This is a genomic window from Microcoleus sp. PH2017_28_MFU_U_A (assembly GCF_020738035.1).
Lineage (GTDB): Bacteria > Cyanobacteriota > Cyanobacteriia > Cyanobacteriales > Microcoleaceae > Microcoleus.
On sequence record NZ_JAEQCX010000083.1, the window covers coordinates 1 to 22019 of the forward strand.

The following is a 22019-nucleotide window of genomic DNA, read 5'->3' on the forward strand; positions in this document are numbered from 1 at the left end:
GGTCTAAATTTACGATATTTATAGCTTCAGATGGCTTTTTCATGGTTTTAAGGGTTGCTCTACTTGCACCAATTATTATATCTGAAAAAAGCCTCAAATAATTGCTCTGCAATCATTTGAGGTTTTGAGAATTCTGAATTCTTTTGAAATTAAATCCGATCGAATATCTGCGGAATGTGGGTTTTAGGACGGCTTTAGTTGTAAACCTTTGTTACAATACCAGCCCATTTTGTGCTGAAAGATCTAGCATAAGGTAGGAGGCAAAGCCATGCTAGTTTTTGAGTTCAAAGCTTACGGAAAATCCAGTCAGATTGCAGCAGTAGATGAAGCGATTCGTACAGCACAATTTGTCCGCAATAGCTGTTTGCGCTATTGGATGGACAATAGAAAAATAGATAAGTACGACTTAAACAAATATTGTGCCGTGCTGGCTAAAAATTTCCCGTTTGCCGACGAACTTAACTCTCAAGCTAGACAAGCTAGTGCCGAAAGAGCCTGGTCTGCTATCTCCCGATTCTATGACAACTGTAAAAAAGGTCTGGTCGGGAAAAAAGGGTATCCCCAATTTCAGAAAAACTGTCGCTCAGTTGACTATAAATCAACTGGATGGAAACTTGCGGATGACAGGAAGTCAATCAAATTTACCGACAAAAAAGGGATTGGTAAACTCAAATTAAAGGGAACACGGGATTTGCATTTCTATCAAATCACCCAAATCAAACGGGTAAGATTGGTAAAACGTGCAGACGGCGTGTATGTCCAATTCTGTGTCGATGTCGATCGAAAGGAAAACACAGAGCCTTCTGGAAATACCATCGGATTAGACGTTGGTTTGAAGGAATATTACACCGATTCAAACGGTGTAATGGTTGAAAATCCTAAATTCCTCCGAAAAAGTGAGAAAGTTCTCAAACGTTCTGGTCGTCGTGTTTCTAGAAAAGTTAAGGGTTCAAAAAATAGAGGCAAAGCTAGACAGATTTTAGGGAAACGCCACCTCAAAATAAGTAGGCAACGCAGAGACCATGCAATCAAACTTGCAAGGTGCGTAGTTCAGTCTAACGACTTGATAGCTTACGAAGACTTGAGGATTAAAAATATGGTAAAAAATCATTGTCTGGCTAAGTCTATTAATGACGCATCTTGGTATCAGTTTCGGGTCTGCATTGAATACTTTGCTAAAGTATTTGAGAAAGTAACGGTGGCGGTAAATCCGCAGTATACTAGCCAAGAATGCTCTAGTTGCGGTGCAATTGTCAAGAAGACACTATCCACTAGAACTCATCTTTGTAAGTGCGGTTGTGTAATGGATAGAGATTTTAACGCAGCTAGAAATATCCTGAGTCGAGGATTGGGTACGGTAGGGCATACCGGAACCTTTGCGCTTGACGCAAGCAACGCTTTGGGAGAATCGACCTCTACTTTGGCTGGAGAAATCCTGTCTAAGCAAGTTGGCTCGTAGATTAAAGAATCCCCACGCCTTTAGGCTGGGGAGTGTCAAGTGTGAGCATTTCAATCAAACCTTGGTCGTCAGATACGCTAGCCGTATTTGCAGTGAGTAAAGAAGGGGAAGCCTAATATGTCCACTGCTAGATGTCTTTTGATGCCATTTGTGCATTTGTAAAAACAAAACCCTTTCGACTCAATACTGGCATAAAAGCGTGTTTTTCACCGCTTGAGAGTCAATCATGATCAGGGTTGTCCACTCTGGTTTTTTTTGACTTGTTCGCGTGCTTTCTGATGTAATTTGGTCATAATTTGATCGATAGCACCCTCTTCGCACAAATTCTGATAGTGCCAGAAAACAGTTGAATATGGTGGTAGATCTCTGGGCAAGTCAGCCCAATTACAACCGTTTTTGAGCTGATAAAATATGGCATTCAAGATTTGTCGCTTTGTCCACACCAGAGGTCTAGTTTTCTTTTTCTGGGGTAATAATGGCTCGATAATTTCCCACTATGAGTCTGTCAAATCGCTTGAATACCCCATTTTGCGCCCCAATTTACTTGAATTTACCTACTCTGCCTTGATTCTACGCGATCGCTAAAAAGATATCAAATGGATTCTATAACAATGTCTAAAATCTCTTTAAAGGACGATTTCGGCTGAAATACAGTACCCTTATCCACTTGACCAAAAACTAAACCGCTGATTTTTTCAAATACACCAGCTTGCTTGAGATGGGTTAAATACATTTGCCAATAGTAGCCGTTGGTTTCAATGTCGTCTTCTAAAAACAAAATTGCTCCGTTGGGAATTTCAGGAGCAAAAGCCGTACCTAATAGCCAGCACATCACAGCTAAATTACCTCCTACTAAAAGTCCAGACATACGTCCTGAACGGTAAACTTGGAATTCTTGGATTGGCTTTCGCGTGAACCCGGAAAACTCCTGGGAACTTGCTAGTGTTTTTTGAAATTGCCCAAACTCGGATAGTTGTGTATCTTCAGCAAAATGGCGCAAATTTAGACCATAAATGGTCGGGATGTTAGCCTTTTGCCAAAGATTCCAGCATAGAGTGGTAATGTCACTCATGCCAATAAAAGGTTTCGGATACCTAGCAATTAGTTTGTAGTCTATATGTGGGAGTATTTCATTAGAACACCAGCCTCCTACAGATGCCATAACTACATCATATTGAGGATTAATAAAGCCTTCTTGTAAATCTGATACTCGCGTAATAATGGGACTGGAAATATTACCCCATTTATCCAGTGCGTGAGAAGATAAGGTGACATCATAACCCAATTGATTGAGAGTTTCGATGGAAGTAGTAGGGTTAGATAAATTAGTATCGATAGGCTTGGACGAAGAACAAACGTAAATGTGAGGCATAGTTAATATGGCTGTTAAGCACAGTGATTACGGCTGTAGACTTTCTGTTAAAGAGGAGTCCAGGTTTCAAAATCTTCCATAACCTGAAATAAGGTCATTCCTTGGAAAACCATAACTGAATCTATGCGATTCAAGACAAAAGCTTTTTTGCGTGCATACAAGTTAATGCTTAAGCTCTCATACAGTTTTTCTGGAAATTCACATCGATTCGCATATTTTTTTAGTTTACTCAAGGACACAATTTTTCCGATTTCATCACCAGCTTCGATAACGGCTCCAGGTTCAGGGGGAACGCATCTTATTGAACACTGTTCGCCAGTGGTGAGTATATTTTGAGATAAATTCACCATTATTAGAAGCTACAGACACGCTTTGTAATGACTTTTGTAAGAAAATACTAACTGATTAATAGTGTTTTTTGTGCCTGTCCTATTTTTGAAACAATAAAAATATATTACAACTACTGTTCACAAGTTGTATAATAGTTAGTAATAAGTTATTTGTGAGAATTTAGTTGACTGCAACAGCAAGTATCTTACTCAAATAGTCATCATCCCACCCGGCTCGAAGTCGCTTATTCTTTGCTCCAGTTTTTGAGGTTTTTTCTTGATTCAAAAGATTGAGCGAAATGTGTCTAAGTACGGCAAAATTTTGCGGAGCATTGTCTTTTTTGATCCGACAATCATCCTCACGAAAACCCACATCTAATACCCAATGTAAACGATTTTCTATTCCCCAGTGGCTGCGGACTGATTCACCAAACTTTTGAGCATTATTTGGTGAACTACTAATGTAATAGCGAGTCTCAATAGTTGTTTTTTTCTTCACTATTCTCACGGATTCTATCATGCCTACACTGTGAAGTTTCTCCCATTGATTGTCGGGGTCGATTAGCTCTTTGATGTCACTTAAAATTAAGTGATGTCGGATTTCTGAACGCCCATGATTACTCTCTTTCTTCGTTGAATAAGCTGTATGTGTAAATCCAGAAAATCCTTGTGCAAGTGCTTGTTTAAATAACTCTTCTACTCTGGCATACAGAGATGGCTGGTTCTTTTTTAAGGTGATTACGTAATCTCCTCCTTGTTCGACTATTGACTTCACAATTGACCTCTGACAGCCCATAGCATCAATTGTGACAATGCTTCCGTTTAATTTTAATACTTTGAGTAAAGCCGGAATAGCTGTAATCTCATTGGATTTTTTATCAACCTTAACTTGTCCTAAAACTAATCTTTGACTGGTGGCCCAAGCACTGACCATATGAATTGCTTTTTGATCTCCTCCTCGATCGTAAGAATGGCGAAGAGTTTTGCCATCCAGTGCGATTACTTCTCCTCTCCTTTAAGCAGCTAATAGATTGAATCCAACTCAAAAAACATTTCTGGAATTGCTCCGGCTTGAGGCGAGAAAATACTCGCGCAATTGTGTCGTGTGAAGGTATGCCATTCGGTAATTCTAAAAATTTCTTTAACCATTCGTATTTAGCTCGACCGTAACTTTCGATATCCACCCATGTATCAGCACCGCAAATCACGGCANNNCATAAAAACGAACTCTGCTTAAATGTTTTGTAGGCACTCAATAATTATTCTCCAATATACCATATTATACTAATATAAACTTTAGATGCGTTCGCCCTGGCTCCAGGTTCTACAGATGGATAAAAGAAACCACTACAAGGAGCAGAATATTTAGTATCTGCTATGTTCAAACTATTAAGCTTGCCTCTCGGTATATAAATTTGGTGAGATAACTTTTGTGGACTACCAGTAACAAATCCTCGGTGGCAGAGATAGTTGATAATTCTATCTGCGTAAAGTTGGGCATCTTGACGATTGACATTATTAGCAGATCCCAACTCAACTGTCCAAGATTCCATTTTAGGGACAAAATCAGGACGTAATTTATGTAAGTCCCGATCGTCCATAAATATGCGCCACAAAGCAGCCCAGCCCTGTCCATTACATTCATCAAAGGCTTTGCTTTCAGACTCCAGCATCTTACATCCGCACTCAACCCCTAGGGCGTCGGTTCAGTATTAGGAGTTGACAAAAAAACTGGAAATGATATGTGAATTGAAAAGCCTGTTAAATTCTCACAATCAGAAAGAAGTAAGAAACCTTATGCGCCCTCACTTATGGCATCCTCCAATTGAACTCTCAGCAACAGAAGCGTTGATTATCAAACGCATTAAACGAGCCAAGTTATTCACCTTTCTTCGACTGAACCGTTCATTCATATTTAATGATGAGTTTCAAGAAGAACTTGCTACAATTTTCAAAGATAGCACAGTCGGTCAGGGCCCAATTCCTCCTGCACAAATTGCGCTGGCAATTATTCTGCAAGCCTACTTAGGCATTTCTGATGATGAAGTAATTGAAGAAATGCTCATGGATCAACGTTGGCAGTTAGTTCTTGATTGTCTCAATTGTGAAACTCCTCCTTTTAGCAAAGCCACTTTGGTGAGATTCAGAAATCGCTTAATTAAAAAAGAACTAGACCAACGCTTAATTGACCGCACCGTAGAAATTGCCAAACAAAAAGGTGGGTTTGGCTCATGTCAACTCAAAGCGGCTTTAGATTCTTCCCCGTTATGGGGAGCCGGTAAAGTCGAAGATACATATAATCTCTTGGGTCATGCTTTACGTAAGGCGGTGAGTATGATAGCTGCTGTGCAGGGGCGGGAGCCAGCAGAAATTGCCCTGGAAGCAGGTGCACCCATCCTTAATAGTTCCAGCTTAAAAACAGCCACATAACTTAAACTGGGATGACCCAGGAGAACGTCAAAATGCACTCTTAATTATCCTAAGTAGCTTAGATTCAGTGGAAGAATGGATGCAAAGCCAGTCTGATAGTGATGAATTTGAAGTAGTCCAAGAGACTCTGGATGTTGCCCGAGTGATTAAATCCCAAAATGTAACTTTCGACTCACAAGGCGTTCCGAGTTTAAGCAAAGGAGTAGCCTCATACCGTCGCATTTCTATTGAAGACCCAGATATGCGACATGGACGGAAAAGCAAGTCTAAGAAAATAGATGGATATAAACGCCACATCCTCAAAGATTTAGAGAGTGGTGTAGTTTGTGCGGTGGCGTTGACACGCGCCAATACTCCAGAATCTGCTGCTACAATTGACCTAGAACGTGACTTAAAATTTCAAAATATTCACCTAGCTGAGTTACATATTGATCGGGCTTATTTATCCAGTCATTGGGTGACACAACGGGATGATAAATTACAGATATTTTGCAAGGCGTGGCCGGTCAAAAATTCTGGACGGTTTGATAAAAATTCTTTTTTTCTTGACTGGGATACGCATTTAATTAGCTGTCCCAATCAGGTAAGTATCCCATTTGAACCCGGAAAGATTGTTCATTTTCCTCAGAATGAATGTGCAATTTGTCCTCACAGAGCTGGTTGCACGAATAGTAAAAGAGGACGGACTGTATCAATTCATCCTGATGAAGCCTTAATGCAAGAGTTGCGAGCGCGTCAATCCACTGCTATTGGTCGAATAGACTTAAGAAAACGTACTACAGTTGAACACTCTCTGGCTCATATTGGGCATTGGCAGGGGAACCGTGCTCGCTATATTGGACTGCGGAAAAATCTCTTCGATCTACGGCGAGTCGCTGTTGTCCATAATCTTCATGTCATTGCTCGAATGGATAAGGTTCGGCCAATTACACCAGGCATAGAGTCGAACTCATGCACTGGCTAATTTCATAAAGTCCTTTTTTTGTCAACTCCTAATACTGAACCGACGCCCTAGCTGGCGTGTTCGAGTGCAATACTAGCCACTCGATTCGACCGCAGTTCCGTTCCAGCGCTATCTTGGCGCAATGAGCAAACAGCGCTTTTCCTACTCCAAGTAAGCGATACTCCGGCAACACAAAAATATCTTCTAAATGTAAGGATGGTAAGGCTAAAACAGTGGAATAGGTGTAGAATGTTACAGCATAACCAACTGGTTTACCATCAACTTCCGCTAACCACGTATTAAAAGATGCGGAGGGGTCAAAAGCCTGAAATTTCAGGCGAAGACGTGCTTCAGGATCAGGCCTTGGCAATGCTTGATTATCTGCTAAAGCGTTAATCAAGTAGCACAGGATTTCTCCATCTGATACCTCACCTCTGCGGACTTTTATGTCCAAAGTGTCTTTCATCCCTTATCTCCATACAGTTTGAGATTTCACGTCCTGACATTTGTGTTTCCAGAATAGGGCAATGCCAGATAGTAATCTACAGAAAAGAAATGCCATAGTTCAAAAATATGCAAATAAATTTGTGCGATCGGCAATTTTCGTAGTTATCAACATCTTAGACAATCAGCGTAAATTTATCTCTGAAGTTGAGGCTATTTTTTAGCTAAAATGTTCAAAATTATGTCTGCAAATTTCTGCAAATTGCTCGATAGTCGTTCAATTGAACAAGCAAGAGACGAATAAGCAAGAGCGATCGAGCTAGCTGGCGGCTAGAGACGATCGCGATCCTGAACCGAAGGGCGATCGCGGTCGATCGCAGGACAATGCAATAACCGAGGCAATCAGCTAGCTCTTCTGGGACTACCTGTGAGATCTAGCGCCCCACTTTTGGAGAAAAGCGTCGGGAAGTTCGCCTGTCGTAACTCCAACTCAAGCAGTTATGTCTCAAGAGTTAGACACCAGCCCCACTTTCAGCCTCAGCACGGGGGCAAGCAATAGATACACTGCTGGAACGCCAGTCCAGTAGAATGATTCTCAACGAAAAAAGGTTGTTTCAGCGTTCGACGCTCGACAAAAAATTCGTTGGGACCTAATGCAGCAGGTTCTACTGGACTGATGTCCTAGTGCCTTCCTCAGAAACAATTCTGCGTCTCCAACTCAAAGCCACCTGCATAATTGTCGGCTGGCGGTGCCAATAAGTAAGTAGTAAGCTTCCAAAGTTCTCTTGCAGCCTCTATGCTCAAATCGATCGCACCTTTTCTGCTGCCACCCAGCAACATCTCCAACCCCAGTTCTCTTGCAGCCTCTATGCTCAAATCGATCGCACCTTTCCTGCTGCCACCCAGCAGCATCTCCAACCCCTTACCGGCGAACAGTCTGCGATGGAGTAGCTGCCCGAGCTCAGGCATAGCTTCCAACTAGGCAAGTCAAGTTTCAACTAAAAAATCCCGGATCAATTTTTCCTTTGTTGTTATTCGAGAATCAGCTAAGATGCCCAACCCTTCTCAGGAAAGTATGCCCAAATTGCCCTATCGTCGAGATAACGGCGAGAGTTTTTTTACGTATTTCGTGCTGGCAAGCTACAACAGTCGCTCTGCGATTCGGTGGCAAAATTCTGCGGAACTGAAACGCAACTTTGAGTTATACCAAGAACGAAATCAGGAACTTTCACAGTTGTGCAGCCAGCCCGAACGAAGTAAAAATATAGCCGAATTTTGGAGGCAGATAGCGATTGATGCTCCATCGCAGATTGCCGAAAACTGGGAACCAAACAATAGGAAAAGACTAGCTTTAGAACACTTAGCTAGTTACTTTGAAAAAAGCTGCTACTATGCTGCTATTGAAGTATGGTCGCAGTCAAAAGTTCGCCCTTGGGAGGAATATCTCTACTGTCCTCGCGTTTTTATTTACAATTTTGACAATCTTTTGAGGCTTTTAAAGTCCTATAATATTTCTCATCAGACCTCTTTAGATACATACGTTAAGCAAAGTTTAATAAAATTTATCAGATCTGAATTAGGTATCGGTAAGTTCTCGCGCTGGCGGCTGCTAGCTAAAAAAAGCGATCCAGATCTTCAGCAAGCTCTGGAAAGAGCTGGATATCGAGAACCCGATATTTCTCAAATTAAATTTGCACGGAAATACTTTAAACAAGTTTATTACTTTAATAAGGTTAATAATCCTGCAATTCGGCAAAGAGGGCAAAAATGGCTGGATGCTGACATTGAAGATTTTCAGGCAGCAGCGAAATGTTACAATGCAGAAAAGTTTCTGCCTTCAGCGCCACATGAAGTCTCGGCGGGAGGAAACATCAGCGCAGAGAAAATGCAAGATTGGATGAAAAGGTGCATTCTTGCGTTACAAAATTACCCCAATTTCATCAATTATCCACAATATTTAGAAGAGCTTCCAGAGGGAGAACGTGACAAATTGTTGGGTGAACCAGATGTGGGAAAACCACCTATCTATGAAATAGAAAGTACGGATAACCAAGCATGGAAAAATTACCGCCTACTTGACTCGGCTTTTCGCGAAAAGTTAGAAACTTTTCAACCAGAGCAGCATAAAATACTATTACTTTATTACGGTGCCGGATTCAAGCAAAAAGAACTAGAAATTCGACTAGGGGTAGACCAAACATCTATTTCGAGAAAACTCAAAAGAATGAAAATTCAACTATTAGAAACATTGGGAAACTTGTCCGAACCCCATCAATGGGTTGCTGAGTATGTAGTTGGATGGCTGAAGAAAGACTTCCGTGCGCCCCATACATCCGAGTACATACCAGCCGCATTAGTTCAAGCGATCGGGGAACTTGACTCTCAACAGCAAGAAGTTTTGCGGCTGCGGTACGGCCAGGAGCTAGCAGAAGAAAACATTGCCGATCGGCTGGGCATGAATTTATTAGAGCTAGCTGCTACAATCTCTAAAGCCCAGCATAAATTACTGGCAAAATTGATAAAATTGCTGAATGTTTGGGAGACGGAGTATGTCGAAAAATGGCTAGTGCAGTTTTATAAACCTCGATTTTTAGCTGCTTGTCGCGCTCTGAATTTATCGATAAATTGCGAAGTTAGCTCTCAAGTTATTGATGCGATCGTTCAACAATTCCTGGAAACTTTAACTACTTTTAAAAAAGGAGAATAAAAAATGTTTGAATTCAACCAATTACAACCTCTTGCTTTTCATGAGTCTGACCGTTTGCAATTGACAATTAACGAAGCCGATCGAGAATTTGTATGGCACCAAGCCCAACATCATTCTAATCCGATTTCGCGCTACAATGCTTATCTCAATGGTGTTTGTTTAAAAACATTCTTGAACTGGTTATCGGAATGGCTGGCAGAAGAAGCATTCCCTCAACCTTCAGTCTGGCACGGTCAGGATATTGCTAGTATTTGGGAAGTGGTGAATGGTACTGCATTTCAAATTGGCGAGACTAGGTTGGTGTTAATTCCCAGTGATGAGGGAGAGTTAGAAGAGTTTTGCGTACCGCAGGAATGGGTGGATATTCCTAACTGGAGTGCTGACTATTATCTCCCCGTACAAGTGAATTTAGATGGGGATGATGGTGAGTGTTGGATAGAGTTATGCGGCTTTGCGACGCACCGCCAGCTAAAGAATGACGGCAGATACAATGCGGGCGATCGGACTTATTGTTTAGCGATCGAGGAGTTAACAGAATCCCTTACGGTGATGCAACTTACTTTTGGGTTAAACTTGCAACAAGAAGTTTCACCATTGCCAAGTTTATCTGAAGGAGAGGCTGCAAAATTATTACAGCTTTTGAGCGATTCATCAATATATTCTCCCCGACTGAGAGTTACATTTGAGCAGTGGGCTGCATTTTTGGCAAATGATGAATTGAGACAATTGTTGTATGGAAAGCGTTTAGGGATTTTGGAGAAAAAGGAGGTAGCAAGCGGATTAATTTTCTCCACTCAAGATCGAGAAAATTTAGTTCAGCGGGTCAAGAATTATTTGCAAGAAGGGTGGCAGACTGTGGAAGAAATAACAGAAAAATTAGGAATTTTAGAACCTAATTTTGTTTATGCTCTAGAAGGAAATCAGCGGTATAGGGATGGTTATTCTAGCACCCAGAATAAAATTCCCACAGTGATCGAACTGTTGAAGGATAAGCGCAATAAAGGGAATCAATGGCGGGTCGCCGAATTATTAGGTCGCGTCGAACCGGGAAATGCGGAGGCGATCGCAGCATTGACTGATTTGTTACAAACAACTCAAGATGATATCTTGCGCCGTCAAGCGGCTGTGAGTTTGGGAAAAATTGACCCTAAAAATGCCAGTGCGGGTTTGAGAGTTGGTAAGATTATTAATTTGGAAATGCGACTTGATACCGAGCGCGTCGTGCTGGTAGTGACGCTGTTTCCGGAAGGAAGCGATAAAACGAACGTTCACTTGCGAGTAAGCCCCGTGCGATCGCAAACTCTGCCACCAAATCTCGAACTTCTTGTCTTAGATGAAGGAGGCGAAATTTTCGGGGAAGAACGCACGGATATGGTTAATGATAGCCTTGAATATGAATTTACGGCGGATCTCGGCGATTATTTTCAGGTGAAGGTTGCTTTGCAGCAAGTTAGCGTCACAGAAGATTTTACTATTTAACTCGATCGGTATTTGGAAGGTCAAAAGCTATGAGCAAACTCGTAATCTTGGAAATAGGGGATGTTGACAGCGAGCAGCGCTATCCTGTCGCCCTAAGAATTGGCGATAGCATTCACTCGGCTATGGCTGAAAGTAGGGGGCGGTTGCCACCGGCTAAAGATTTTCTGAAAGCCTATGAGGATTTGCGATTAGAGCGGACTGTACGCGGTTTTGGTTGTTATCGCAAATTAGAACATAAAAAAGGGCAAATTACCAAAAGTTCGGTTCAAGAATTAGCGGTTCAAGTGAAGGCGCGTATTAATACTTGGTTGAATTCTGGGGACAGTCTTTTTCAGTCTGTCAGGGATAAGTTATTACAAGTATTGAGTGCTGAGAAAGGCAATGTCAGATTGATGATTCAAACAGATGATATTTATTTCTGGGGTTTGCCTTGGCACCTCTGGGATAAACTTGACGAATTGAAAATTGAGCCTAGTTTCAGCAGGTTAACTAATACACTTGGTAATTACCAACCAACTAACTCTAAAAATAAGGTCAGAATTCTGGTAGTTTTGGGAGGACATACAGACATAAACCTTCAGGCAGATTTAGAGTATTGGAAATCGTTAATTGAAAGGGATGCCGAGATAGAGGCTGTAATAGCTATTCGCAGCACCCAGCTCAACGAACAGTTATGGAAGCGCAATTGGGACATTTTATTTTTCGCAGGTCATAGCTCTAGCAATTCAGATTACAGCCAGGGCAAGCTTGCTCTCAGTGAAACTGAAAGCATAGCAATTGAAGATTTAAAGTATGGTTTACAAAATGCGATTAAGCACGGGTTGAAATTAGCAATTTTTAATTCTTGTGACGGCATGGGATTAGTCAACGAACTAGCTTCGCTGCAAATTCCTGCTGTAATTGCCATGCGAGAGCGAGTGCCGGATGAAGTCGCTCAGAAGTTTTTGGAATATTTTCTAGAGGCATTTGCTAGAGAAAAGAAGCCTTTGCGGGACTCTGTTAGGAAGGCGCGAGAAAGCCTACACGGGATGATGGATGGTGATTATCCCTGTGCTAGTTGGCTGCCGATGGTTTACGAACACCCTGCTGTTGAGCCTCCAAGTTGGGATGAGTTGCTGAAGGGAAATGAGGAAGAGCGTCAGCGTGTTTCGATTTGGCGCAACCTTCGGACTGTATTGGTAGCTAGCGTGTTAGTCACAGGCACAGTCGTGGGAGTGCGATCGCTAGGATTGTTAGAACCTTTAGAAAAAACAGCTTTCGATCGACTCGCACAGATAATGCCGGATAAAGGGCTGGATTCCCGCTTATTAATTGTTGAAGTTACTGCCGATGATTTTAAGCAATTAAATAATGAATATCCCTTACACGATCAAACAATAGTTCGGGTTTTAGAAAAATTAAATAAGCACCAACCGCGAACTATTGGCTTGGATATTTATAGAGATGTTCCACAAGCACAAGGACGTGATGATTTAATTAAATACTTACAGCAGCACGAGCGGGTAATTCCTATATGTATGTTTCCTTGGGATAAATTTCTAGAAGGGGTTGCACCGCCTCCCGGTCTGCCCGACGCTCGACCTGGATTTGGGGATATTGTAGAAGATTCCGATCGCGCGATCCGGAGACATTTATTGGCTATGAAGCCCTACCCGTCTTCTCAGTGCAAAACCTCATCTTCGCTAAGTTTTCAACTAGCTTTACACTATTTGCAAAACCAACCGAATAATACTGCCGATCGGAGTTCCAAGCTGCCAGTCGAGTTTCGAGAAAATTATTGGAAAATCGGCAAAACTGATTTCAAAAATTTAGAAACAGATCGAGGTTTTTATCAAAAAGAAAACTTAGGTGGATTTCAAATAATCTTGAATTATCGATCGCGCCGATCGCTCATTGACATTGCTGAGCGAGTAACTCTGATGCAAATTCTCAACGAGCAGGTCAATCCATCTGATATCAAGGATAAAATTGTTTTAATTGGTGTTACAGATCCAACTAGAAACAACGCAAACCATAACACACCTTACAACCAAGAGATTCCTAGCTTAATGTTTTTAGCTCAGAGGGTCAGTCAAATTATTACTGCCGTTGAGGATCGCATACCCCTGATGTGGTTTTTACCTCAGTGGGGTGATACTTTTTTGATTTTGCTTTGGTCTGTGGTAGGCAGTTTTTGCGCTATCCGCCTCCAATCGCGACTGCATTTAGGATTAGCTCAAGGAGCGCTACTCATTATTTTATATGGGAGCTGCGGGTTTAGCTTGCTGAAATCAGGATGCGTGCTACCCCTCGTACCATCAGGATTTGCTTTGTTAGGTGCTAGCGGATGTTTAATAGTCTACAATGCTAGGAAAGACTCATAGCAGCTCCTAGAGCATACCTATATGAAAACTCTGTTCACCTGCGCTTGGACGCTGGCGGTTATTAACGTGACAAACTGCTTAGTTTTGGGACAGGTGCAACTTAATTTAAACAATCTCGTAGTTTCTGAAACCCAACAACCACCCGTAAATAGTAGACCTCCCGATCGAAAGCCCACAGGAACTCGCGGGCCTTGTGAAGAGACAGCAGGTTTACCTTTTACCCCTTTTTTACCTCCTAACAGTCCAGATTTTTTAGTCTCGACAATTACCGATCGCCCTACCTTGTGGTTTTATGTTCCCTACAGAAGTCAAAGCGTCAGCTATGGAACTTTTTCTTTAGAAGATGCAGGAGGAAATCGCGTCTACAAAATCGATTTCAAACTACCTGAAACTCCGGGAATTGTTAGTGTTAACCTTCCCAAAGATCGACAACCTTTAGAGGTAAATAAAACCTATCGTTGGTATTTCCGACTTTACTGTTCATCTCAAACATTACCGGGGTCTAATGCAGTTTTTCATACAGGTTTAGTAAAACGGGTCGATCGAGGAAATCTTGACGCTCAGTTGCAGGCTGCAACAAGAGAAAATCGTGCTGCAATCTATATTGCTAACCAACTTTGGTATGATATGCCTGACTTGGCACAAATTCGCAGTCGCCCTGATGACTGGGCGAACATCTTGAAAGCGATGGATTTGGAAAAGTTGAAGGAAGAAAAGATACTAGGCCCGGTACTGCCTCGCTAAAAGATTTATATCAAATCCGGGTTTTTTACCCTCGTTATATAGTGTCTGGTAGCCTCGGTATAAAAAGACTATTCTTACAACCAATTTCCGATCATAACAAAAGGAGCCCAATAATAGGGATCGGATTTTTTGGCTAGAAGTGATAATTGGGCTTGGCGGAGCGCTTCAGCTTTATTCACATTAGGTTTTTTTAGTTCATTATAGAACTTAACCATTAGTTCCGCCGTAGACTCATCGTCAACATACCATAATGTTGCTAATGTACTGCGCGCTCCCGATCGCACGGCGACTCCAGCTAGCCCTAATGAAGCTCTAGGATCGCCCTTGGCTGTTCTACAAGCACTCAAAACCAATAATTCAATATTATTATCTTTGCGATCGCGCTTGCTGCTGAGTATATCACTTAACTCTTTACTCTGGATCACGCCATCATAAGCTACAATAAAAGTTTGTTCTGGATCGGAACTGAATTCACCATGAGTTGCTATATGAATCACTGAGGAAGGAAAAGAGTTAATTTGCTCTCTTAAGCTATTTTTGATAAAATCTTGGTTAATCAGCGGTTTTTCGCTGTTAGAAACCTCTTGTTTGATATTTCCTAACTCCCGATCTACATATTTAAGAGCGGGGAAAGCTTTTCTCCCAGGAAAAATCCGTTCTTCACTCAAGCCTGCAATTAAAATTTTCAACCTTTCTGGTTGCCAAGAATGAGGACTGATGAGTTGCAACCCTGGTGCTAGGGCAATAGCATATTTTTCGATTAGATAAATTTCTTTTTTAGTAACTTCATCATAATGAGATAAGACGCTCATTGGAATATTGCGGAAGCTGCTATCTAGGACGAATACTAATGTTCTTAACTCAGGGTATTGTTCGAGATATTTATTAAAAGGTTTAATTAACCACCCATAAATTATTTTAGAAATTTTTGTAACTTCAGCAGGTGCATCTGCTTCGCTCAATTCGCCTTGCAAGTTTTTCAGAAGAGTCTCAACTTTTCTGCGAGGTGTATCGGATGGGCGATGGTGCAATAGTCGATCGGGTAGGGAGACAATAATTTCTAACCTATCTTCTAAAATAATTGGATAAATCACTGCCGCTGTTCGATCGAGCCCATCAATTTGTTTAGTTTTAACCTGAAGACAAGCATCTCTAAAAAAATTATCCAATTCAGCAACTTGAAGGGCTTCAATGACATTTCGGGCTTGCTTCAAATTCTCCTGAGTCGGTTCCTCGCGCCGCAACAACAAATCTACCAATTCGCGATACACTGGTTCTACCCGATCGCGAAAATCGAACTGTCCGTCCCGACCGATCGGCAGCAAATCGTTGCGTACCGACTGTAAAGTATTAAATGCAGCCGTATAAGCCGCGATCGCCCCCTCAACATCCCTCGCCTTCCCATCCCGACGAATCCGCCCCAATTGCCACTGCCACTGATAGGCAAGATCCGGCGAATTTAGCTGCACGTTTTGCGACAAAAGTAAAGCTTGTTCCGTACATTGTTGAGCCTCTAACCATTGCTGTTTCTGTTCGTAAATTCCGCCCAAATTACCCAAAGCATAGGCTGTTGCCCTTAAATCGCCTAAATCCTTACCTAATTTGACAGCTTGGGCTCCCAGATTTACAATTTCTCTCCAAGATAAATCTTGAGTATTTTGAGACAAGCTTTCAGAAACAGTTAAGGAATCGGGCAAACAGTAGTTAGAGAGTGATTCTGACTTTTCAGCCCTGAAATTAGGTGGGTTATTTGCAGCTTTTAATTCTTCATTTTTCAGGTTAGCTAAGCTATTCATCAAGCTAACTTCACCATATATTTTATGGCGGCTCGGCGGTAGCTGACTCAACTGAGATAAAATTGCCAACCGCAACTCTTCTGCTTCTCGGAGATTTATCTTATTCCCAATTTTTGGATCTACTAAAAGGCTGAATAAATCTAACCTTGCCTGGATTTTAATAAAGGAAGTTCCAGCAACCTCGATCGCTCTTCGATAGTAATCTAAAGCAGTTGAGTAATAATTTATTTGAGTGTTATCTCCAGACTCAGCTAGAAATCGATTTCTATTCCCCGAAGCTTCGTAAGTATTGCCTAAACTCAGCCAAACTAAAGCTTTTTCTTGATTGTTTTTCTCTTGAGTAATGGCTCGATCGACTGCTGCCAAAAACTTCTGTGAATTGTCTAAAAATCCAAGCTGCCTCAAAACATCGCCGAGTAGGCGACTTCCTGTTAATTGGATGCTTTTAAAATTTGGATTTAATTGTTTTTGTAAAAGCCCTTGTAATCGATCTAAACTTTTGCTGTCGGTTAACTGCGAGCAAGTTCGATCGGGCAGGGCAAATTTTCCTTTATTATCCACCTCGATCGCGGGTATTAATGTTTGACAGGCCTGTTCGTAAAGCCCTAACTCTTGCATGGCTTTGACTTGAGAAATTAAACTGCGCTTCCACCCGAACTCATCCTTTAATTTAACATAAATACTAGCAGTTTGCTGCCAACTTTTTAAAGCAATATTGACTTGCCCCCGAGCCGATAGCCCGTTGCCTTTGATATCAAGAGTCTGAGCGATCGCCCTTAATTCTGCTGGCAAATTTGCTCTTGATTCCTGCGGCAACAAACTCAAACTTTTTTCTATTGCTTTTTCTGCCTCTTGCCAGCGTCCAAACTGTTGGTAAGTTAACGAAAGGTTGCTGAGGGCGATCGCTTGATTTAACCAATCTCCCTTCACTTCAAAAGCCGCCACTGCTTGCTGCCAATATTTCGCGGCTTCTTCAAATTCTCCCGCCGCATAGCGTTCCCTCGCTAACTTTTCCGATTCACTTCCCTCTCGCTGCTGGAGGGCAGTAGCACTCAACCCTACAGGAACTTGTATCATTCCTACACGATCTTGTATCGTCCTTGCACGATCTTGTTGAGTAATTTCTGTTTTTCCTACTTCCCCATTAAATATTTGGTTAGCTCGGACATTTGTTGCTAAAAAAGAGAACAATACTGTTAAAAATAGGAGAACAAATAACCTGAAATTTTTTCTTGTAATTTGGCGCACAAGTTTCAAAAAGAAAACCTCGATCGCACTGAAAAATGTAACCCTTTTTCTTGCCATGTCCTCTGCCTCGAATTCACGTCAACTAAAGGAATGCCCCAGTAAAAACTTGCTGCAAGTCGATCGCTCATTTCCCACCGCAGTCCCGCCCCCACAGATACCAAAGTTTGAGGGTCAAAATCCTCTCTACCGGAGCTGTTCCACACCGTGCCTGCATCAATAAAAGGAGCAATTTGAACGACTCCTAGCCCTCGATCGGACCTACCAACAATCGGAAATCGCAACTCGGCTGATGCGGAAATTCCGTTATCGCCCAAAAGTAGATCCTGCCGGTAGCCTCTCACGCTATTGAAACCTCCAAGACCAAATTGCTCCAGAGGTAAAAGCGCTCTATTTGCTAATTGCAAGTCGCTGCTGGCAAAGACAAAAGTGTCTCTTGCCAAACGGCGAACCCACTGCGCCTGTCCCCGCCATGCCAAAAATCTGCTGTCAGGAGCTTCACTGTTAACAGTAGCATTAAAAGCACTCAATCCTAAGCTAAATTGCGATCGAAACGCTAATAATTCTTCATTACTTCGCACCGTCCAATCCTGAAAGAATCGCAGGGCCGAAATGCGCGATCGCCCTTTTTCATCGGCTCCTGGAGAGAGGGGGAAATCTTCACCTAAAATTGAAGTGCCACTTTCCCGCCGAGTTGCAGTCAAACCGACGGCAAATTCTTGTCTGGGAGTCCTTAATAAAGGTTGGCGCAGCGTAATATCTAAATATCGCGCCGCTGCTCTGAGATCGACATCTTCAAAAGGCGGTTCGACGACGCGATTTGCAGTTGTTCCTGCTGCTACCTTAATCGTACCGTTATTCGGATTTAAAGGCAATGTATAGCTTAAATCGAAGGCATTGCTGCCGTCGGTATTCGTGTAGGCAAGGCTCAAATCATCTCCCCGGCCCAATAAATTTGCTTCGTTCAGTTGCACTTGGCGGCGGACAGTACCGACGCTGGGAGCTCGGCGGTTATCGATCGCTACTTCGACGCTAAAAGTTTGTTCCTCCTCGAATTTAACTTCTAAACTGCTTCTGTGTACCTGCGAACCGGGTATCAATTCAGCGGTAATCTTTTTAATTAATGGATCGAGTTCGAGCAATCGCAGAGCATCTAGCAGGCGAGAAACTTGTAAAGGTTGCGATGCGATCGCCAAACGGCTGCATACATAATCGAGGTTGAGGCGTTGCCTTCCCGTCCGCCTCCTGACTCGAATTGATTCTAATCCGCCTTCGACAATTTTAATAATAACTTCTCCAGCAGCGCCCCTATTTTGCAATCGTTGATTGGGTTCTTCGCTGGTGGTGGGAATGTAGGCAAAAGAGTTAATGTATCCTCTTTGGTTGTAAAACTTAGTGACTTCAGAAATTACTTGCTGCAATTGAGCGAAAGTAATTTGTCCTTCTCGAAATCGATTAGTAGTGCTGTCTAATTCTAAAAATTGTCGGGTAATTTCTCGATCGAGAGTTTCCTGACTAAAAACAGTATTGCCAACGAAGCGAAAATTAGCGATCGAGATTGCCTCGATCGCCTCATCGGTTTTGCTATCTTCCGGCGTTGGAGTTGCCGTTGGAGTTGCGGGCGATCGATCTGCTGGCGGCACTGGGATAGAACATTCGTAAGCTTCACCGGTATCGGAATTGGGTTCAGTCTTTCTTTCTTCCAGCGTGGGAGAGGGCTCTGTAGGTGGCAGGTTTTGCGGGTTTTGCCGGGAAGGAGTGGTTTGCGGTGCCAGAGGTTCTGCGGGATTGGGTACTTGAACCGTCAAGTCTGGGCCGCCCGGATTCAAGTCTCCTGCTGGTTGCAGCAAAGTTTCCGCCTTCAGCGGCCAAGCCGCTAAGCTGCTTGCTAGCAAGCCCGCACTCAAGGGCAGCAAGCGATCGCCCCTGTTCCGGTTTCTGTTATTGAACATCGCAGGCTGGGTGGGGAATAACGGGACTTTGCAGCGGCACCGCAGCAGGATAAGCAGTGAAGATGACTTCTCCTTTGCTGTTAACCGCCAAACCTCGGGCTGCCTGGATGGGGCGAGGGGCGGGGCGAACCGCTTGCTGGGGTGCGGCAGTTCTCGATCGCCCTTCGACAGGCGGTACGGCGTCAGCTAAACCGACGGTTGCAGAGCCGCCGCTGAGGGTTTCCCCTGGATTGGCAGGCAAGCCGCGCCCTGTTCTGGTAAAGGTTCTATCTTCTCCCGGCTTCCGTTGAGCCGGACAAATTTGGGCGATCGCGTCGGGATTGGCGATCGTCTCTGGTAGCTTAGCCACGCCTTGGGTGGGGTCTGCTTCAGGGGTGTTGAGGAGTATCTCGCCGTCGAGTTGCGGGCCGGCCAGGGAGGTAGCGGTGATGTCGCTGGTGAGATTGGAGGCGGGATCTGTGAGGCGGCGCGATCGGGCTCCGAAAATGCCTTCTGGGGCTGTAATTTCGACGCGGCCGGCTTCGCGGTTGACGGCATTGGCGGTGATGTCGCTGTTGATACCGGCAATTAAGGCTCTGGTATTGATGTTGATATTGCCGCCCCTAGCATCGCCGGTGGCGGTGACGGTAATGTTGCTGTTGTCGCGCATCTGTAAAAAATTTGACACTTGGAGGTTGATATTGCCGAAGTCTCCGGATCTAGTTTCTGCCGTAATGGTTCCTCTGTCTAGTCGGATGTTACTGGCTGTTACCTCCAGGTTGCCGGCAGAGCCCGTACCCCTGCTCCCATCTACAGCAACACTTGCCCCATCCCGTACCCTCAGCAGTCCCGTATTAATCGTTACACTCCCTGCTTCTCCGGTGTCCGTTGTCGCTGCTGTCAAACGGCTGGGCAAGCGCCCATCAGCCCTGACTATCCTGACTAAGGGAGAAGCTCTTCCTGGTACGATCTCTGGAACGATGCCGGAAGTTCCAGTCACTTCAATAGACTCCGAGGCATTGACTGTAAGAGAACCTCCCTTTCCACCTGCGAAAGTATCTGCTGATATTGCAGCTCCATCCCGAACAGTTAAGCGCCTCGTTGTTACGGTTAGGTTATCTGCATTGCCAGCATTAGAGTCCATTGCTCTCCCTGTGGACTGGGTGAACAAGCCACTGGGAGAGCCGTCTGTAGCCGTTCCAGTGAGTTCAACATATTCTGTGGCATTTATAGTTAAAGTCCCTGCTTGCCCGCTACCTTGAGTTGTTGCTAATACCTGACCGCCATTTTGAGCAATTAAGCGCCCTGTTTCAATGCTGATATTGCCACCGCGCCCACTACCTGAACTGAAAGCCGATATTCCAGACCGATCTTTAACAATCTGCCCGGACGCTTGAATGAGTATATTGCCTGCATTCCCCGTACCATTGGTGGAAGATGAAATTTCACCTCCATCTCGCAAAATCAACTCTCTGGTGGAAATGGTCAAATCTTGTGAATTGCCAGAAGAACCAGGCTCAGTTTGAGTTGCCAAAACGCTAAAAAATTGACCATCTGCCGATCGCCCAGTCACTTCTATAGACTCGGAAGCAGTGACAGTTAACCTTCCCCCGGAACCCTCTGAAAAAGTAGTTGAGCCTACCTGTGCCCCATCTCGTAAAATTAATCGACCGGTGGCGATCGTTAAATCTCCGGCATTTCCTGTTGCCGGTAAAGTTTGCCCCTCTTCAACATCAACTTGAGCAAATAAGCCACTGGGCCCATTGCCATCAGCATTAGTGCCACTCAATTCTATGGAATCTGTCGCTGTGACGGATAAATTCCCACCTCTGCCAGCCCCGTAGGTAGTCGTATCTACATAACCACCACCTTCAGCGATCAACTGTGTTGCTTGAATCGAAACCGTACCCCCGTCTTGGCTGCCGCGAGTCTGAGAAAGAATTCCTGAGTCCTCCGTCAGTACCACCCGCCGCCCCTGTACTTGAATAGTACCGCCACCTTCACCGCTAGCACTTACAACAGCACCCTGTGACAATTCAATATCTTGGAAGTCCCGGACACCTGCATATCCCAAAGCGAAACCTGAGTCATTGAAAGTCAGGCCAACTAAACTGTTAGCACCGACACTGCCAAGTTCGATTCGGCCTCCCGATGCTGTCAAAAGTCCACCTGGAAGCGCTATGTCGCCGCCCACTAGCGCTAAAGTTTGACCGAGTGAAACTTCTAAACCTACGGGGTTCTGATTTCCTTCGCCACTGTCTTCAACAGCAGAAACGGCTACAGAGCGATCGACAATTTGACCGGGATTCGGACCAAATTGCAAGCTAGTCGGAATGCTGATAGTTAGCAGAGGAGTTGTTTGGGGATTGGTAGCACTGAATGATGTGCCGTCAGCGAAGTTGATACTATCGGCCGTAGTGCCTAGAAACGAGCCACCGATATTCAGGCTGGCATTCGGGCCAAAAATAATGCCGTTGGGGTTGAGGAGAAATAGGTTAGCGCTACCGTTGGTTTGGAGGATGCCATCAATGTTAGAAATTGACCCGCCAGTGACGCGAGTGAAAATATTTTGAATCGTATCAGCGTTGTTGAAAAATGCTGTACCGCCAGTGGGGACGGAAAATTCCTGAAAGCTATGGAACAGGTTGCGACCCGCTGCTGTGCCACCTTCAATAGTGAAGGTGTTGTCGTTTTTGGTGACGGTGGAGTTGAGCGGTAAAGTGTCATCCCGGACAATTTCGGCAGTTGCCAAAGTTGGAAAACCACAAATGTAAACA

At 43.7% G+C, this 22019-nt stretch carries 15 protein-coding genes and 2 pseudogenes; 7 read left to right on the forward strand and 10 right to left on the reverse strand.

Going from position 1 to position 22019, the window contains the following annotated elements; genetic code table 11:
- The first annotated feature begins 268 nt into the window (after positions 1-268).
- Entirely contained in the window at positions 269-1459 is a 1191-nt protein-coding gene (locus tag JGK14_RS20760) for an RNA-guided endonuclease InsQ/TnpB family protein (RefSeq protein ID WP_293182974.1), read from the forward strand.
- Positions 1460-1689: 230 nt separating this feature from the next.
- On the opposite strand, the gene JGK14_RS34080 is transcribed toward JGK14_RS20760, so the two are convergent.
- The 5 genes and pseudogenes from JGK14_RS34080 to JGK14_RS20780 all read right to left on the reverse strand — a co-directional run bounded on the left by JGK14_RS34080 (position 1690) and on the right by JGK14_RS20780 (position 4833).
- Positions 1690-1947 (reverse strand): transposase, encoded by a 258-nt coding sequence (locus JGK14_RS34080; RefSeq protein ID WP_363319269.1) that lies wholly within the window; start codon positions 1945-1947, stop codon positions 1690-1692.
- 104 nt (positions 1948-2051) lie between these two features.
- On the reverse strand, positions 2052-2831 hold the full coding sequence (locus JGK14_RS20765; RefSeq protein WP_293193913.1) for a S66 peptidase family protein: 780 nt from the start codon (positions 2829-2831) through the stop codon (positions 2052-2054).
- A gap of 47 nt (positions 2832-2878) precedes the next feature.
- On the reverse strand, positions 2879-3181 hold the full coding sequence (locus JGK14_RS20770) for a hypothetical protein (RefSeq protein WP_293193911.1): 303 nt from the start codon (positions 3179-3181) through the stop codon (positions 2879-2881).
- A gap of 160 nt (positions 3182-3341) precedes the next feature.
- Positions 3342-4371 (reverse strand): annotated as a pseudogene (locus JGK14_RS20775) (ISAs1 family transposase); the annotation flags it as partial.
- A 48-nt stretch (positions 4372-4419) separates the two neighbouring features.
- The gene (locus JGK14_RS20780; RefSeq protein WP_293233779.1) at positions 4420-4833 is read right to left on the reverse strand and encodes a hypothetical protein; all 414 of its coding nucleotides are present in this window, start codon (positions 4831-4833) and stop codon (positions 4420-4422) included.
- Positions 4834-4957: 124 nt separating this feature from the next.
- On the opposite strand from JGK14_RS20780, the pseudogene JGK14_RS20785 reads away from it, so the two are divergent.
- Positions 4958-6554 (forward strand): annotated as a pseudogene (locus JGK14_RS20785) (IS1182 family transposase).
- A gap of 28 nt (positions 6555-6582) precedes the next feature.
- On the opposite strand, the gene JGK14_RS20790 reads toward JGK14_RS20785, so the two are convergent.
- Positions 6583-6999, reverse strand: coding sequence for a GNAT family N-acetyltransferase (locus tag JGK14_RS20790; protein ID WP_293182976.1), 417 nt, complete (start codon positions 6997-6999; stop codon positions 6583-6585).
- Between the two features lie 61 nt (positions 7000-7060).
- Here JGK14_RS20790 and JGK14_RS20795 point away from each other — a divergent pair, with 61 nt between their 5' ends.
- Positions 7061-7201 (forward strand): hypothetical protein, encoded by a 141-nt coding sequence (locus JGK14_RS20795; RefSeq protein WP_293211879.1) that lies wholly within the window; start codon positions 7061-7063, stop codon positions 7199-7201.
- Between the two features lie 469 nt (positions 7202-7670).
- On the opposite strand, the gene JGK14_RS20800 is transcribed toward JGK14_RS20795, so the two are convergent.
- Positions 7671-7946 (reverse strand): hypothetical protein, encoded by a 276-nt coding sequence (locus JGK14_RS20800; RefSeq protein ID WP_293211877.1) that lies wholly within the window; start codon positions 7944-7946, stop codon positions 7671-7673.
- 82 nt (positions 7947-8028) lie between these two features.
- On the opposite strand from JGK14_RS20800, the gene JGK14_RS20805 reads away from it, so the two are divergent.
- From JGK14_RS20805 to JGK14_RS20820, 4 genes are read left to right on the forward strand one after another with little or no spacing between them, the layout of a single operon-like run.
- Positions 8029-9684, forward strand: coding sequence for a hypothetical protein (locus JGK14_RS20805; protein ID WP_293242856.1), 1656 nt, complete (start codon positions 8029-8031; stop codon positions 9682-9684).
- 3 nt (positions 9685-9687) lie between these two features.
- Positions 9688-11163, forward strand: coding sequence for a DUF1822 family protein (locus JGK14_RS20810; RefSeq protein WP_293242858.1), 1476 nt, complete (start codon positions 9688-9690; stop codon positions 11161-11163).
- Between the two features lie 29 nt (positions 11164-11192).
- Positions 11193-13526, forward strand: a complete 2334-nt coding sequence (locus JGK14_RS20815; RefSeq protein ID WP_325315426.1) for a CHASE2 domain-containing protein — start codon at positions 11193-11195, stop codon at positions 13524-13526.
- 21 nt (positions 13527-13547) lie between these two features.
- Complete coding sequence (locus JGK14_RS20820; protein WP_293233239.1) at positions 13548-14270, forward strand: DUF928 domain-containing protein; 723 nt, start codon at positions 13548-13550, stop codon at positions 14268-14270.
- Between the two features lie 74 nt (positions 14271-14344).
- Here JGK14_RS20820 and JGK14_RS20825 read toward each other — a convergent pair whose 3' ends face one another.
- The 3 genes from JGK14_RS20825 to JGK14_RS20835 all read right to left on the reverse strand — a co-directional run bounded on the left by JGK14_RS20825 (position 14345) and on the right by JGK14_RS20835 (position 21994).
- Positions 14345-17143, reverse strand: coding sequence for a CHAT domain-containing protein (locus tag JGK14_RS20825; RefSeq protein WP_325315427.1), 2799 nt, complete (start codon positions 17141-17143; stop codon positions 14345-14347).
- Positions 17144-17319: 176 nt separating this feature from the next.
- Positions 17320-19263 (reverse strand): ShlB/FhaC/HecB family hemolysin secretion/activation protein, encoded by a 1944-nt coding sequence (locus JGK14_RS20830; protein WP_325315428.1) that lies wholly within the window; start codon positions 19261-19263, stop codon positions 17320-17322.
- Positions 19253-21994, reverse strand: a complete 2742-nt coding sequence (locus JGK14_RS20835) for a two-partner secretion domain-containing protein (protein ID WP_325315429.1) — start codon at positions 21992-21994, stop codon at positions 19253-19255. Before JGK14_RS20835 ends, JGK14_RS20830 begins: the two co-directional genes overlap by 11 nt.
- Positions 21995-22019: the final 25 nt, after the last annotated feature.

Coding starts and splice junctions, on each gene's coding strand:
- JGK14_RS20795 (WP_293211879.1), top strand. CDS start 7,061: ATGCCAGATAGTAATCTACAGAAAAGAAATGCCATAGTTCAAAAATAT.
- JGK14_RS20830 (WP_325315428.1), bottom strand. CDS start 19,263: ATGTTCAATAACAGAAACCGGAACAGGGGCGATCGCTTGCTGCCCTTG.
- JGK14_RS20760 (WP_293182974.1), top strand. CDS start 269: ATGCTAGTTTTTGAGTTCAAAGCTTACGGAAAATCCAGTCAGATTGCA.
- JGK14_RS20765 (WP_293193913.1), bottom strand. CDS start 2,831: ATGCCTCACATTTACGTTTGTTCTTCGTCCAAGCCTATCGATACTAAT.
- JGK14_RS20780 (WP_293233779.1), bottom strand. CDS start 4,833: ATGCTGGAGTCTGAAAGCAAAGCCTTTGATGAATGTAATGGACAGGGC.
- JGK14_RS20820 (WP_293233239.1), top strand. CDS start 13,548: ATGAAAACTCTGTTCACCTGCGCTTGGACGCTGGCGGTTATTAACGTG.
- JGK14_RS20805 (WP_293242856.1), top strand. CDS start 8,029: ATGCCCAACCCTTCTCAGGAAAGTATGCCCAAATTGCCCTATCGTCGA.
- JGK14_RS20770 (WP_293193911.1), bottom strand. CDS start 3,181: ATGGTGAATTTATCTCAAAATATACTCACCACTGGCGAACAGTGTTCA.
- JGK14_RS20800 (WP_293211877.1), bottom strand. CDS start 7,946: ATGCCTGAGCTCGGGCAGCTACTCCATCGCAGACTGTTCGCCGGTAAG.
- JGK14_RS20810 (WP_293242858.1), top strand. CDS start 9,688: ATGTTTGAATTCAACCAATTACAACCTCTTGCTTTTCATGAGTCTGAC.
- JGK14_RS20825 (WP_325315427.1), bottom strand. CDS start 17,143: ATGATACAAGTTCCTGTAGGGTTGAGTGCTACTGCCCTCCAGCAGCGA.
- JGK14_RS20790 (WP_293182976.1), bottom strand. CDS start 6,999: ATGAAAGACACTTTGGACATAAAAGTCCGCAGAGGTGAGGTATCAGAT.
- JGK14_RS20815 (WP_325315426.1), top strand. CDS start 11,193: ATGAGCAAACTCGTAATCTTGGAAATAGGGGATGTTGACAGCGAGCAG.